Source organism: Enterobacter sp. 4974935, assembly GCF_058661735.1.
Genome location: NZ_JBZWGT010000003.1, coordinates 3,290,322 through 3,304,783 on the forward strand (window position 1 = coordinate 3,290,322; position 14,462 = coordinate 3,304,783).

Annotated in this window: 12 protein-coding genes; 8 read left to right on the forward strand and 4 right to left on the reverse strand. The window is 54.5% G+C overall.

Going from position 1 to position 14,462, the window contains the following annotated elements:
• Positions 1-15 precede the first annotated feature (15 nt).
• The 6 genes from acrA (at position 16) to AC4OVS_RS17095 (ending at position 6,851) form a co-directional block, all read left to right on the forward strand.
• On the forward strand, positions 16-1,209 hold the full coding sequence (acrA, locus tag AC4OVS_RS17070; RefSeq protein WP_022647272.1) for a multidrug efflux RND transporter periplasmic adaptor subunit AcrA: 1,194 nt from the start codon (positions 16-18) through the stop codon (positions 1,207-1,209).
• Between the two features lie 22 nt (positions 1,210-1,231).
• Positions 1,232-4,378 carry a multidrug efflux RND transporter permease subunit AcrB gene (acrB, locus tag AC4OVS_RS17075; RefSeq protein WP_023299464.1) on the forward strand — a complete coding sequence of 1,049 codons (3,147 nt, stop codon included), beginning with the start codon at positions 1,232-1,234 and terminating at the stop codon, positions 4,376-4,378.
• Positions 4,379-4,886: 508 nt separating this feature from the next.
• Entirely contained in the window at positions 4,887-5,261 is a 375-nt protein-coding gene (tomB, locus tag AC4OVS_RS17080; protein ID WP_006809850.1) for an Hha toxicity modulator TomB, read from the forward strand.
• Positions 5,262-5,289: 28 nt separating this feature from the next.
• Entirely contained in the window at positions 5,290-5,508 is a 219-nt protein-coding gene (gene hha, locus AC4OVS_RS17085; RefSeq protein WP_015571250.1) for a hemolysin expression-modulating protein Hha, read from the forward strand.
• A gap of 207 nt (positions 5,509-5,715) precedes the next feature.
• A complete protein-coding gene (maa, locus tag AC4OVS_RS17090; protein ID WP_022647270.1) occupies positions 5,716-6,267 on the forward strand; it encodes a maltose O-acetyltransferase in 552 nt (183 codons plus the stop codon).
• 116 nt (positions 6,268-6,383) lie between these two features.
• Positions 6,384-6,851 (forward strand): YlaC family protein, encoded by a 468-nt coding sequence (locus AC4OVS_RS17095; RefSeq protein ID WP_022647269.1) that lies wholly within the window; start codon positions 6,384-6,386, stop codon positions 6,849-6,851.
• On the opposite strand, the gene pdxR is transcribed toward AC4OVS_RS17095, so the two are convergent.
• On the reverse strand, positions 6,823-8,283 hold the full coding sequence (gene pdxR / locus AC4OVS_RS17100) for a MocR-like pyridoxine biosynthesis transcription factor PdxR (protein ID WP_023299463.1): 1,461 nt from the start codon (positions 8,281-8,283) through the stop codon (positions 6,823-6,825). The two genes, AC4OVS_RS17095 and pdxR, sit on opposite strands and share 29 nt — an antisense overlap.
• Positions 8,284-8,385: 102 nt before the next feature.
• Between pdxR and AC4OVS_RS17105 the strand changes: the two genes are divergently transcribed.
• Positions 8,386-9,096 (forward strand): GNAT family N-acetyltransferase, encoded by a 711-nt coding sequence (locus AC4OVS_RS17105; protein ID WP_023299462.1) that lies wholly within the window; start codon positions 8,386-8,388, stop codon positions 9,094-9,096.
• Here the strand turns inward: AC4OVS_RS17105 and ykgO are convergent.
• Together ykgO and AC4OVS_RS17115 are read right to left on the reverse strand one after the other, a co-directional pair.
• Positions 9,093-9,233 (reverse strand): type B 50S ribosomal protein L36, encoded by a 141-nt coding sequence (ykgO, locus tag AC4OVS_RS17110; RefSeq protein ID WP_003859006.1) that lies wholly within the window; start codon positions 9,231-9,233, stop codon positions 9,093-9,095. The two genes, AC4OVS_RS17105 and ykgO, sit on opposite strands and share 4 nt — an antisense overlap.
• Positions 9,234-9,235: 2 nt before the next feature.
• A complete protein-coding gene (locus AC4OVS_RS17115) occupies positions 9,236-9,496 on the reverse strand; it encodes a type B 50S ribosomal protein L31 (RefSeq protein ID WP_015571255.1) in 261 nt (86 codons plus the stop codon).
• A gap of 213 nt (positions 9,497-9,709) precedes the next feature.
• On the opposite strand from AC4OVS_RS17115, the gene AC4OVS_RS17120 reads away from it, so the two are divergent.
• Positions 9,710-11,269 (forward strand): EAL domain-containing protein, encoded by a 1,560-nt coding sequence (locus AC4OVS_RS17120; protein ID WP_022647266.1) that lies wholly within the window; start codon positions 9,710-9,712, stop codon positions 11,267-11,269.
• Between the two features lie 51 nt (positions 11,270-11,320).
• On the opposite strand, the gene AC4OVS_RS17125 is transcribed toward AC4OVS_RS17120, so the two are convergent.
• Complete coding sequence (locus AC4OVS_RS17125) at positions 11,321-14,410, reverse strand: beta-galactosidase (protein WP_491922591.1); 3,090 nt, start codon at positions 14,408-14,410, stop codon at positions 11,321-11,323.
• Positions 14,411-14,462 lie beyond the last annotated feature (52 nt).

A 14,462-nucleotide genomic window follows, 5' to 3' on the forward strand; every position in this document is an offset into this window, starting at 1 on the left:
ACTCGAGGTTTACATATGAACAAAAACAGAGGGTTAACGCCTCTGGCGGTCGTTCTGATGCTCTCAGGCAGCTTAGCGCTTACAGGATGTGACGACAAAGAGGCTCAACAAGGAGCTCAGCAGGTGCCAGAAGTTGGCGTCGTGACGCTCAAATCCGAACCTCTCCAGATGACAACAGAACTACCGGGCCGCACCAGCGCCTATCGCATTGCAGAAGTACGTCCGCAGGTGAGCGGTATCATCCTGAAACGTAACTTCACCGAAGGCGGTGATGTGAAAGCAGGTGAGTCTCTTTATCAGATTGATCCAGCAACCTATCAGGCGTCTTATGAGAGCGCTAAAGGCGATCTGGCGAAAGCAGAAGCGGCAGCCAAAATTTCGCAACTGACGTTGAATCGTTACAAGAAACTGCTCGGCACGCAGTACATCAGCCAACAGGATTACGATTCTGCCCTGGCCGATGCACAGCAAGCCAATGCAGCCGTTGTGGCGGCGAAAGCGGCGGTAGAAACCGCGCGTATTAACCTCGCCTACACCAAAGTGACCTCCCCTATCAGTGGTCGTATTGGTAAATCAGCCGTCACCGAAGGTGCGCTGGTGCAGAACGGTCAAACCAACGCGCTGGCCACCGTGCAGCAGCTTGACCCGATCTACGTTGACGTTACACAGTCCAGCAACGATTTCCTGCGTCTCAAACAGGAGCTTGCCAGCGGACAACTGAAACAGGAAAACGGTAAAGCCAAAGTTGAACTGGTTACCAACGACGGTATCAAGTTCTCACAGACAGGCACACTGGAATTTTCTGATGTGACCGTCGATCAGACCACCGGCTCTATCACCATCCGGGCTATTTTCCCGAATCCGGATAAAACCCTGCTGCCGGGTATGTTCGTACGCGCCCGTCTTGAAGAAGGGACTAACCCAAGCGCCATTCTGGTTCCGCAGCAAGGTGTGACCCGTACGCCACGCGGCGATGCGAGCGCGCTGGTTGTGGGTGCCGATAACAAAGTCGAAACACGCAATATCACTGCAACGCAGGCGATTGGCGACAAGTGGCTGGTAACGGAAGGTCTGAAAGATGGCGATCGCGTGATTATTACTGGTTTGCAAAAAGTTCGTCCTGGCGCGCAGGTCAAAGCTCAGGAAGTGAAATCTGACGACAAACAACAAGCGTCGGCCGCTGGCCAGTCAGAACAAACCAAGTCTTAACTTAAACAGGAGCCGTTAAGACATGCCTAATTTCTTTATCGATCGCCCCATATTTGCGTGGGTGATCGCCATTATCATCATGCTGGCCGGGGGACTTGCGATCCTGAAGCTGCCTGTTGCGCAATATCCAACGATTGCGCCGCCGGCAGTGACGATCTCCGCAACCTACCCGGGCGCTGATGCCAAAACGGTGCAGGACACCGTTACGCAGGTTATCGAACAGAACATGAACGGTATCGATAACCTGATGTACATGTCCTCAAACAGTGACTCAACCGGTACAGTTCAGATTACCCTGACCTTTGAATCAGGTACGGATGCGGACATTGCGCAGGTTCAGGTGCAGAACAAACTGCAGCTGGCGATGCCCCTGCTGCCTCAGGAAGTGCAACAACAGGGTGTGAGCGTCGAGAAATCGTCCAGTAGCTTCCTGATGGTTGTCGGCGTGATTAACACCGATGGCACCATGACGCAGGAAGATATTTCCGACTACGTGGGCGCCAACATGAAGGACGCCATCAGCCGTACGTCTGGTGTGGGTGACGTTCAGCTGTTCGGTTCACAGTACGCGATGCGTATCTGGATGGATCCGAATAAGCTGAACAACTTCCAGCTGACCCCGGTTGACGTGATCAGCGCAATTAAAGCGCAAAACGCCCAGGTTGCAGCCGGTCAGTTAGGCGGCACGCCGCCGGTGAAAGGCCAGCAGCTTAACGCGTCTATCATCGCGCAAACGCGTCTGACCTCGGCGGATGAGTTCAGTAAAATTCTGCTGAAGGTGAATCAGGACGGTTCGCAGGTTCGCCTGCGTGACGTGGCGAAAGTGGAGCTGGGTGGCGAGAACTACGACGTTATTGCGAAGTTCAACGGTAAACCGGCTTCCGGTTTAGGTATCAAACTGGCGACTGGGGCGAACGCCCTGGACACCGCGACGGCTATCCGTGCAGAACTGAAGAAGATGGAACCTTTCTTCCCGTCAGGTCTGAAAATTGTTTACCCGTATGACACCACGCCGTTCGTTAAAATTTCGATTCACGAAGTGGTAAAAACCCTGGTTGAGGCGATCATCCTCGTCTTCCTGGTAATGTACCTGTTCCTGCAAAACTTCCGCGCAACGCTGATCCCAACCATCGCCGTGCCGGTTGTACTGCTCGGCACCTTCGCGGTTCTGGCGATATTTGGCTATTCGATAAACACCCTGACGATGTTCGGGATGGTGCTCGCCATCGGCCTGCTGGTGGATGACGCCATCGTAGTGGTCGAAAACGTTGAGCGTGTGATGGCGGAAGAAGGCCTGCCGCCGAAGGAAGCAACCCGTAAATCAATGGGCCAGATCCAGGGCGCGCTGGTCGGTATCGCGATGGTTCTGTCTGCGGTATTTATCCCGATGGCCTTCTTCGGTGGTTCAACCGGTGCGATTTACCGTCAGTTCTCTATTACCATCGTTTCCGCGATGGCGCTGTCGGTGCTGGTAGCCCTGATCCTGACGCCAGCCCTGTGTGCGACCATGCTGAAGCCGATTAAGAAAGGTGGCCACGGCGAGCACAAAGGGTTCTTCGGCTGGTTTAACCGCATGTTTGATAAGAGTACGCATCACTACACCGACAGCGTGGGGAACATCCTGCGCAGCACCGGTCGTTATCTGCTGCTCTATATCATCATCGTGGTGGGCATGGCTTTCCTGTTTGTTCGTCTGCCAAGCTCGTTCCTGCCAGATGAAGACCAGGGCGTGTTCCTGAGCATGGCTCAGCTTCCGGCGGGTGCGACGCAAGAACGTACGCAAAAAGTGCTGGATGAGATGACCGACTACTTCCTGACCAAAGAGAAAGACAACGTCGAATCCGTGTTTGCGGTTAACGGCTTTGGCTTCGCGGGTCGTGGTCAGAACACCGGTATTGCCTTCGTTTCTCTGAAAGACTGGTCCGAACGCCCGGGTGATGAGAACAAAGTTGAAGCCATTACCAACCGGGCCATGGGTACCTTCTCACAGATTAAAGATGCGATGGTCTTCGCCTTTAACCTGCCAGCGATTGTTGAACTGGGTACGGCGACCGGCTTCGACTTCCAGCTGATTGACCAGGGCGGTCTGGGCCACGAAAAACTGACTCAGGCGCGTAACCAGCTATTTGGCGAGGTGGCTAAACACCCTGACCTGCTGGTGGGCGTGCGTCCTAACGGTCTGGAAGATACGCCGCAGTACAAGATCGATATCGACCAGGAAAAAGCACAGGCGCTGGGTGTGTCCATCAGTGACATCAATACCACGCTGGGTGCAGCCTGGGGTGGCAGCTACGTCAACGACTTCATCGACCGTGGTCGCGTGAAGAAAGTGTACGTCATGTCCGAAGCGCAATACCGTATGCTGCCGAACGATATCAACAACTGGTACGTTCGCGGCAGCGATGGCCAGATGGTGCCGTTCTCCGCCTTCTCAACTTCGCGCTGGGAATACGGTTCGCCGCGTCTGGAGCGTTATAACGGCTTGCCATCGATGGAGATCCTCGGTCAGGCGGCGCCGGGCCGAAGCACCGGTGAAGCCATGAACCTGATGGAAGAGTTGGCCAGCAAACTGCCTGCGGGTATTGGCTACGACTGGACCGGTATGTCCTATCAGGAACGTCTGTCCGGTAACCAGGCCCCTGCCCTGTACGCCATTTCACTGATTGTGGTGTTCCTGTGTCTGGCGGCATTGTATGAGAGCTGGTCGATTCCGTTCTCCGTTATGCTCGTGGTTCCGCTGGGGGTTATCGGTGCGCTGCTTGCCGCAACCTTCCGTGGGCTGACTAACGACGTTTACTTCCAGGTGGGCCTGCTGACAACCATTGGCTTGTCGGCGAAGAACGCGATACTTATCGTCGAATTCGCCAAAGATCTGATGGAGAAAGAAGGTAAAGGCCTGATTGAAGCAACGCTTGAAGCCGTTCGTATGCGTCTGCGTCCAATCCTGATGACGTCCCTGGCGTTTATCCTCGGCGTTATGCCGCTGGTTATCAGCTCAGGCGCAGGCTCCGGCGCACAGAACGCGGTAGGTACCGGTGTAATGGGTGGTATGGTCACTGCGACCGTTCTCGCCATCTTCTTTGTACCGGTGTTCTTCGTGGTGGTACGTCGCCGCTTTAGCCGCAAAAATGAAGATGTGGAGCACAATCATTCGGTAGAACATCACTGATACCGGTTTCACATGATAAAAAGGCCGCATTTGCGGCCTTTTCATTTTCAGAAAAATTCATAAAATAGTCTTATTGTCGTTTTATTTATTTTCACCCGTCCTGATAAGACTTATCATAATAATCCGATAAGCTAATCGTAGAATTCAGCATTCTTTTTATATCAATTCATCGCCTAAAATATTCGGACAAATCCTAAATCATCGTAAATGCCGAAGACATCTGAATCCGGACTTCAATTGAAACATTGCGCTAACTCAATGAATCTTAAGGAACGGATTAAAAAAAGGGTTTCTCTCGATAAAAGTGTTCGCGTCTGAGGTCACATTTGCGTAAGCGCTCGCAAGGAAACGTTTTAATTGTAATTTTTCGTAATAGCGCGGTGAAATCCTGATCAGAGTGGCTTATAGTTAGTGTTATCAGGAACCCAGCTCCCGTGTGGCTAAGCAAGTTGTATCCATCCCGACATGATGTTCGGTGAGTAAAAAATCACTCAGAAGGGGATGCGCTATGGACGAGTACTCGCCAAAAAGGCATGATATCGCGCAGTTGAAATTTCTCTGCGAATCCTTGTACCATGACTGCCTTGCCAATCTTGAAGAAAGTAACCATGGCTGGGTGAACGATCCAACGTCTGCTATCAATTTACAGCTTAATGAGCTGATCGAGCATATCGCAACCTTCGCACTTAATTATAAAATTAAGTACAATGAAGATAATAAGTTGATAGAGCAAATTGATGAATACCTGGACGACACCTTTATGTTGTTCAGCAGCTACGGCATTAACGCACAGGATTTGCAGAAATGGCGTAAATCAGGAAACCGTCTATTTCGCTGTTTCACGAATGTCAGCAGAGCTAATCCGGTTAGTCTTTCCTGTTAAAATTATTACAAATACTAAGGTGAATTTTATGTCTGATAAACCATTAACTAAAGTCGATTATTTGATGCGCCTGCGACGCTGTCAGTCAATTGACACGCTCGAGCGTGTTATTGAGAAAAATAAATACGAGCTGTCTGATAATGAACTGGCGGTATTTTATTCAGCTGCCGACCATCGTCTTGCTGAACTGACCATGAATAAACTCTATGACAAGATCCCCTCTTCGGTATGGAAATTTGTTCGTTAGTCGTTGAAGAGAGACTTTAAGGCACTACGCCCGTTGTTAAGCTGAATTTACCTTTCGTATTACGCTTCAAGTGCAAACGCCAGGTCCCCGTATAAAACGTATTTATACGCAAGAATGTTGTGACTCCTGTCACAGCCACTTTTAGGGAACGTTCCCTTTCTGGCTAATCCTCTTTACGCTACGTAAAACGATTCCAGAGAGGTTCCCATGAGTGAAGAAAAACAGAAGATGATTGCCGGTGAATATTATCGCCCCGGCGATGACACGCTGAGGGCTGACCGTTTACGCGCTCGTCATATTGTTCACCGCTATAACCATACCGCACCCGATGAGAAGGCCGAACGTCGCGCCTTATTAGCTGACCTGCTGGGTCAAAGCGAAGGCGCTTATATTGAGCCGAGCTTCCGCTGCGACTACGGCTATAACATCTATCTGGGCAACAATTTTTACGCCAACTTCGACTGCGTCATGCTGGACGTCTGCCCTATCCGCATTGGCGATAACTGTATGCTCGCACCGGGGGTGCACATTTATACGGCCACGCATCCTCTGGACGCGACCGAACGTAACAGCGGGCTGGAGTACGGTAAATCGGTCACCATAGGCCATAACGTCTGGATCGGCGGACGCGCGGTGATTAATCCGGGCGTGACCATTGGCGATAATGCGGTTATCGCTTCCGGCGCGGTAGTGACCAAAGACGTGCCGGCCAATGCGGTAGTGGGCGGGAATCCGGCGAAAATCATTAAAATGATCTAAGCGCATCCTGAGTAACTGTTATGCTTTTTCCTGGCATAACTGTTACTTTCATCGCATAAACCCCTCTCATAAAATAGGCAGATCACCTGTATTTTTAACAATCATAAAGGCAAAAAATGACAGAGATACAGCGCCTGCTTACCGCCACCATCGACGAGCTCAATACCCGCGAAAAGCGCGACAATCGTCCGCGCTTTAGCATCAGCTTTATTCGCAAACATCCCGGATTGTTCGTCGCCATGTACGCCGCCTGGCTGGCAACGCTTATCGTCATGCTGAAGTCTGAAACGCTGGTCGATTCCGTCTGGCTGCTGGTTGTGCTGTTCGTGGTGTTTAACGCGTTTTTCTTTTTCGACGTCAATCCGCGTTACCGGTATGAAGATATCGACGTACTCGATTTCCGCGTCTGCTACAACGGGGAGTGGTACAACACGCGTTACGTGCCGAAGGAGCTGATCGACAGCATCCTGCACTCGCCGGCTGTCGAAGCCGGGCAAAAAGAGAAGTTGCAGAAAATGGTCATCACTAAGGGCCAGCTCTCTTTTTATGATGTCTTTACCCTTTCCCGCCCCGCTGCTGTGTAATGAGCGCCTGAAGACGTCGAATACCCGGCGCAAACTGCGAAGCAGAGGTATTGCCGTAACCTAAAACCAGACCGGTTTGCCCCTGCGTCGTCTCAAGGTAGTACCCGCTCAGTGCAGCGGGTGCCAGCTGAAACGCTCTTGCCTGCTCCACCAGCCGCTGGTCGTCGATACCGTCAATCGCCAGCGCCAGGTGCATCCCTCCTTCTCCGGCAAGAACACGGTGCGGCGTATGAAGCTCTGCGCTTAGCACCTCCCGCAGCTGGCGGTATCGCTTACGATAAAGTCGGCGCATGGCGGCAAGATGTCGCGCATAGTGGCCTTCCTCAATAAATAGCGCCAGGGTGCGCTGTTCAGCGCGATGCCCGCCGCGCAGTAGCGAGCCGATGGCCGGACGCGCTGCCTTCGCCAGCGCTGGCGGTAATACCATGAACCCCATTCTGAGCGACGGAAACAGCGTTTTGCTGAACGTTCCCAGATACACAACGGGCGCATTGTTGACCATTCCCAGCATCGCCGGTACGGGCTCACCGGCATAACGGAATTCGCTGTCGTAATCGTCCTCAATGATCCACGCGCTGTGCTGCCGGGCCAGTTCCAGCAGCGCCAGACGCCGCCGCGCGCTGAGCACGCTTCCGTAAGGGAACTGATGCGATGGCGAGGTAAAAATCAGCGTGGGTGAAGGCGCACACAACCCTTCCCAGCACATCCCCTCGTCATCAACCGGTATGCCGCTCATCGCCAGGCCGGTTTTGACGAAAGCGCTTTTAGCGCCGCTATAGCCGGGATTTTCAACCCAGGCGACATCCCCCGGCTCGCTTAACAGCATCGTGCACAGATTGACGCCCTCCAGTGCCCCTTCGGTTATCACAATCTGGCTGGCATCGCAGTCAATGCCGCGGGAGAGCGCAAGATGGCGGGCAATGGCGGCCCGTAGCGTCGGCTCGCCGGCCGGGTCGCCATACCCTAACAGGGCGCTCCCCTCCTCGCGCAGGACGCGATCGTATAACCGCCGCCACAGCGGCAAGGGGAAATAGTTGATGGCAGGCGTTCCTGGCGTAAATGCCATCACCGGAGTGTCGCGCGGCACAGGCGCGGGCAGCAGGGCAACACGTTTTGTCAGCCTGACGTCCGGGTCCGGTAATGTCCGGGCAATCGTACGATGAGCGAATTGCCCCACCCGCGTACCCTGGCGGCTACGCAGCAAATAACCTTCGAGCGTGAGCTGGTCCAGCGCCGCATTAACGGTGTTTCGGGACACCGAGATCTGCTGCGCCAGCGTTCGCGAGCCGGGCAAATGACTGCCGGACCGAAGCCTTCCGCACAGTATGGCCTCCCGCAAAGCAAGGTAGAGCGCGCGCTGGAGCGTTTCTTCCCCACGTTTTTTCAGCGCAGCATGGAGCAAGGTGTATAGCTCATCACCCGGTATATTCATCTTTACCTCCTCGTGGTACCAGCAAAACATAGCCTGGTGGTTCTTTTTAAGGAACCAGTAATTCACTAATCTGGAGATCTTTTCAACATCGTGGAAATAAAGATGAGTATATTCAATGAGTTTGGACAACCTGTAGGGGAAAGCCTTACCGACTGGCAGCCTCGCCCGTACCCGTCCCGGGTGGTACTTCAGGGTCGCTATTGTCGGCTTGAGCCGCTGCGCGTGGAGCATGCCCACGCGTTGTTCTCTGCGTATTCCCTGGCCGGAGATACCCGAAGCTGGACGTGGCTGCTGCGTGAACCCGATGCCACCGCAGAAGAGTTTGCCGAATGGGTGGCGAGCGTGAGCAAATTATCCGATCCCATCCACTTTAGCGTTATCGATAACCAGACCCAATCTCCTGTCGGGACGCTGTCCCTTATGCGGATCGATCCTAAAAACGGCGTTGTAGAAGTGGGACATGTTCACTTCTCGTCACTGTTAAGCCGCACGCCCATGTCGACAGAAGCGCAGTATCTGCTGATGCGGTACGTGTTCGATACCCTGGGCTACCGACGTTATGAATGGAAGTGCAACAGCCTGAACGAACCCTCCCGCAAAGCGGCCCTGCGTCTTGGGTTTCAGTTTGAAGGGCGTTTTCGCCAGGCGCTGGTCATTAAAGGCCGAAACCGGGACACCGACTGGTTTTCAATTCTCGACAAAGAGTGGTCAGCGCTGGCGAGCGCGTTTGAAAGCTGGCTTGCCACCGACAATTTTACCGTCGATGGCAAACAGAAAAGATCCCTGGAAAGCTGGCGAGAAATGCGCGTCTAGCGTCTTTTTTTACGCCCCTGCACCGCCTTAAAGCGCGGGTTAGATTTGCAAATCACGTATAAGCGTCCCTTGCGTTTGACTATCTGGCAATCCGGGTGACGCTGTTTTGCACTGCGCAATGAGTTAAGCACCTGCATGATTAGCCTCGCTTCGCATCAAGAAAGCCACCAAAACGCTTGCGGAAGCGTGCCGCGCTGCCATCCGTCGAGAAGGTCTTCTGCTTCCCGGTATAAAACGGATGTGATTTAGAGGAGACATCAAGAGTAACGTAGGGATACGTTTTCCCCTCAAGTTCAATTTCACGGTCTGTCTTAATCGTTGAGCCAACTTTAAAATATTCATTAGCCGTGGTGTCGTGAAACACAACGGTGCGATAGGTTGGATGGATATTCGGTTTCATCTCTGGCCTTCATGTATTGTTATAACATAACAAAATACTATCTGAGCTTTGCTGCAAAAACAACCCCTGTGACGCACAGCCTGTTTTTGAAAGGTTTTCAAATACTGCCAGAGACTGTTACATGCTATAACTATATCATTTAGCGATAAAAAATTTTTCCTCTGGCGCGCAAACTCCATGCCCTGGTCGGGCATATGGAAAGGATACAGCAGCATGCGAACCCGACATCTGGTCAGCCTGGTGACAGGCGTACTGATCTTCTCTGTGCTGGTCCCTGTGTGCCTCAGTATCTGGCTGGCGCATCGTCAGGCAGAGGCGAAATTTGTGGATGCACTGGATAGATATGCCTCGCGCGCCCTGATCCGTACCGACAGAGTCGTTGCGCAGGCAAAACAGGCGCTCACGCACCTACAGTTGTTCAACGCCCCGCCCTGCACTCCTCCGCACTTACGCGAAATGCGTCGTGTCGCGTTCTCATGGCGCTATATTCAGGAAGTGATGTATATCGATAACCTGAAGCCGCTCTGCTCCTCTCTGGAACAATCCAGTAATACGGCGATCTTACCGCCCCCGATGCGGATCACCGCAGACGGATATAGCGCGTGGCTCACCTCGCAAAACGACCTCGGCATTCACCGTTATATGGCCGTTCTGGGGAAAGGACATTATCTGGTAATGGTCGATCCGGCGTCGCTTGTGGATGTTGTCCCGTTCGGTGACATTTCGATGGATGCCGCCCTGGTGGGAAGCGAAACCCATCGGATATTTGCCAGAAGCAATATTCTCGACCCGTATATTCTTTCTGTCGTTAAGGAGCAGCAGGACGTTAAGCGCGTGCAATACAACGGCTCGATGTACGTGTTGAAACCGGTGCCAGAACTGGGGCTTACGGTTATTGCCTGGGCATCGTTAAAACCGCTCGCGGCATCCTGGCATCAGCAGCTGATCATCTGGCTACCGGCTGGCATACTGATAAGCCTGGTTGCAGCCCTTATTGTGCTTCGCATCCTCCGCCGTTTGCTTTCCCCGCGTAACCGGCTGATCGACGCGATCAACAACCGGGAGATCGAGGTTCACTATCAGCCCATTGTGGCGCTATGCAGTGGAAAACTGGTGGGTGCAGAAGCGCTGATGCGCTGGCCGCAGCCAGATGGCAGTGACCTGTCGCCTAATCTCTTTGTTCCCCTGGCGGAGCAGACGGGGCTTATTTCAACGCTGACACAGCTGGTGGTGAATAAGGTGTTTGAGGATTTAGGTGCCTGGCTGCATCATCACCCGGAACTGCACATTTCTGTCAACCTTGCGCCAGCCGATTTAACGTCCCCCGAGCTGCCTCGCCTGCTGAGTCAATTGCTCAACAAATGGGGCGTCCACCCGCGCCAGATCACCCTTGAATTGACCGAGCGCGGCTTTGCCGATCCTGCCGTCAGCGCCCCTGCCATCGCTGCGTTTCGGCGCTCCGGGCATGCCATCTACATTGATGATTTTGGTACGGGTTACTCCAGCCTGAGCTATTTGCAGGATCTTGATGTCGATACCCTGAAGATTGATAAATCCTTTGTGGACGCGCTGGAGTATAAGAACGTGACTCCCCACATCATCGAAATGGCCAAATCGCTTAAGCTGGCGATGGTCGCAGAAGGCATTGAAACTGAAGGGCAGCTCGAATGGTTGCATCGCCACGGCGTGCAGTACGGACAGGGCTGGTATTTCAGCAAGGCGCTGCCTAAAGAAGATTTCATTCGCTGGGCCGAGCACAACCTCAGGAAATAAACCCATTACGCGGTGTTACGTGCGGTCACGACAGTGGCCGCACGTTTCGGCTCAGCCGTTCTGCTGCCAGCTAAACGTGTAGCGCAGCCGACGGTTTTGCAGAATGAAGGCGGGTGCTACGCTCGGGCTCCATGAGTCGTCCCCCCCCACGCCCATGTGGAACGCATCAAGATTCAACCAGCAGCCATCCTCTTCCCGTAGCAAATGGTGATGCGTTGTCGTATGCAGTTGCTGCTGGCTGTAACGGCTCAGGGAGAAATGGAACTGTCCCTGGAAGTGATGTGAGCCAAACGTCAGCTCACGGGTGTCGCAGCGTAAACCGTTCTCCGTCGGGAAGATATACGGCGTCTGCATGGCGTCCAGCGGTAACGCCCAGCGCCCCTGCTGCGCCGCCAGTTTTCTGTCCGGATAGTTCTCCAGCGGGCCCAGCCCCAGCCAGCGCACCGTTTGCGGGATATCCGCCAGCATAACGCTCAGGCCCACGCGAGCGGGTTCAGGAATGTCAGACGCCACCGTCACCTGCACATCACCGTGCAGTAACCCGTGGTCATCAATCCGCCAGACCTTGTAGCTGATAAACAGCGCTTTACCCTGATGCTCCCAGACGTGCTGCGTGGTCACCACCACCTCACGGGCATGCTGTTCCGCTTCACACTGGATAAGGCGCGAGGATATCTCATACATCCCTGCCGCTTTCCAGCGTTCCACCCACGCGTTCGGATCGATGCGGGTCGCCTCGCTGACGCCAATGTCATTATCCAGCGGCGCCCGGGTAAAGTTATCCGTTAGCGGGGAACGGAGCGTTTCAGCGCCCGCGTTCCACCACTGGGTCAGGTTGCCGGTGAGACGGCTAAACTGCCAGCGCTGCTGCTGATGAGTGATGTCCAGCACCTCTTCCTGCACCGTTAACTGTGGTGGGGTTCCGTCTGCTTTCGGTGGCGTAAGGTACAGCGGAGCCGGGAGCGGCCACTGATCCCAGGCACAACGGTGGCCGGACGGCGACCACGGCGTGGCCTGCGGCTGAACGATCTCCACGTTGAGCCAGACCTCGCCCGGTTCAGCGCCGAATTCAGTCTGCGGGATCTCAACGCGCTGTGTTCCCTGGGGCGCAACAGAAAGGGTTATTTCGCCGGAAGCCAACACCGCACCGTCACGCGCCACCGACCATCGCAGACTCTCGTTGTCAGTATGACGGAACAGATAATCGCTCTGGATATCGACGACCAGCGGAGCGGTGCTCACCAGCGTAAAGGTAAAGAACTGCTGGGCACGCTGTGCCTCGTAAAGGGCGGGATGCGGGGTGCGATCGGGAAACACCAGCCCGTTGAGGCAGAACTGACGATCGTTGGGCTTATCGCCAAAATCGCCGCCGTAGGCCCAGAATGCCGTGCCGTCTTCCGCTTTTTTCGTCAGCGCCTGATCGACCCAGTCCCAGACAAAGCCGCCCTGCAACCGGGGATGGCTGCGGAATGCCTGCCAGTAGCTGGCAAAGCCGCCAAAGCTGTTACCCATCGCGTGGGCATACTCGCACAGGATCAGCGGACGGGTTTCGTCCGGCATACCAATCCACTTTTTAATCGACCACTTTGGCACCGCCGGGAACGGCTGATCCTGATCGACGCGGGCATACATCGGGCAAATAATATCAGTTGCCGCCGTACTGGCCCCCCCGCCTTCGTACTGCACCGGCCGCGTGGGATCGGTGGTTTTCAGCCAGCGGTACAGCGCATCGTGATTCGCCCCATGCCCGGACTCATTCCCCAGGGACCAGATGATGATGGACGGATGATTCCGGTCCCGCTGCACCATACGCGTGACGCGTTCGCTCATGGCAGGCAGCCAGCGCGGATCGTCCGCCAGGCGGCTCATCGGCACCATGCCATGGGTTTCAATATTCGCCTCATCGACCACGTACAGGCCGTAGCGATCGCAAAGCGTGTACCACAGAGGGTGATTCGGATAATGCGAGCAGCGCACGGCATTGAAGTTATGCTGCTTCATCAGTTGGATGTCGCGGCGCATGGTCGCCTCATCCATCACCTGCCCCTTCTCAGGATGATGTTCATGACGGTTCACGCCGCGGATCAGCAGCGGTTTGCCGTTAAGCTTCAGCAGACCGTTGCTGATTTCGACGCGTCTGAAACCGACATCGCAGGCTTCAGTCTCCAGCATGTTGCCCTGCACATCCCGAAGCGACATGGTCAAACGATAGCGTTCCGGTGTTTCAGCGCTCCACAGCGCGGGATTGTTCACGGGTATCGCCACCGTGAGCCGCTCCGCCCAACTGCCGCGTTCGTCCACGATGGCCGATCCGGGCTGTTGCGTGATTTGCGCGCAGGCTTCGCCGTTACGCCACAGGGTAAACGCCACCTCGCATTCGGCATAGCGTAAGCCTTCCAGCGCAACGTCAACCCGGAGCAGCGCCCGATCGCATTCGGCATTCAGATCAGTCACGATCTGATAATCGGCAATCTGCGTTTCCGGCTTGTGCAGCAGCGAGACGTCACGGAAAATGCCGCTCATCCGCCACATGTCCTGATCTTCCAGGTAGCTTCCGTCGCACCAGCGTAACACCATCACCGCCAGGCGGTTCTGCCCCGGTCGCAGCACCGCGCTGAGGTCGAACTCCGCAGGCAGACGGCTGTCCTGGGAATAGCCCATCCACTGGCCGTTACACCACAGATGAAAAGCTGAATTCACCCCATCAAAGATAATGCGGGTTTGCCCGCTGAGCAGCCAGGCATCATCCATCTCAAATGTGAGCGAGTAACAACCGGTTGGGTTTTCAGCCGGTACATAGGGCGGGTTCACATTTATCGGATAGGTGACGTTGGTGTAGATGGGGGTATCGAATCCCTCCATCTGCCAGTTCGACGGCACGGGCATCTCAACGGCATCAGACAGATCGTCCGTTACCCATGCCTCGGGCACCTGCTCTGGTGCCGGGAAAAAGCTGAATCGCCAGATGCCGTTAAGCAGACGCTCGCTCAGCGAAGGCTTATCCTCCCGGGCGAGGGTTTCATCGCGCCAGCTATGAAAAGGCGCGTGTGCGGCCAGACGATTCCACTGCGTCACGCCCGGGTTTTCCCAGTCACGACGAGCCAGAATTGCGCTGAGGGTCAGCGGCAATGTGGAAGACATATCAACCTCTTTGCGAATCGCTCACAATTTTAGTCAACATGCCATGGTAAAC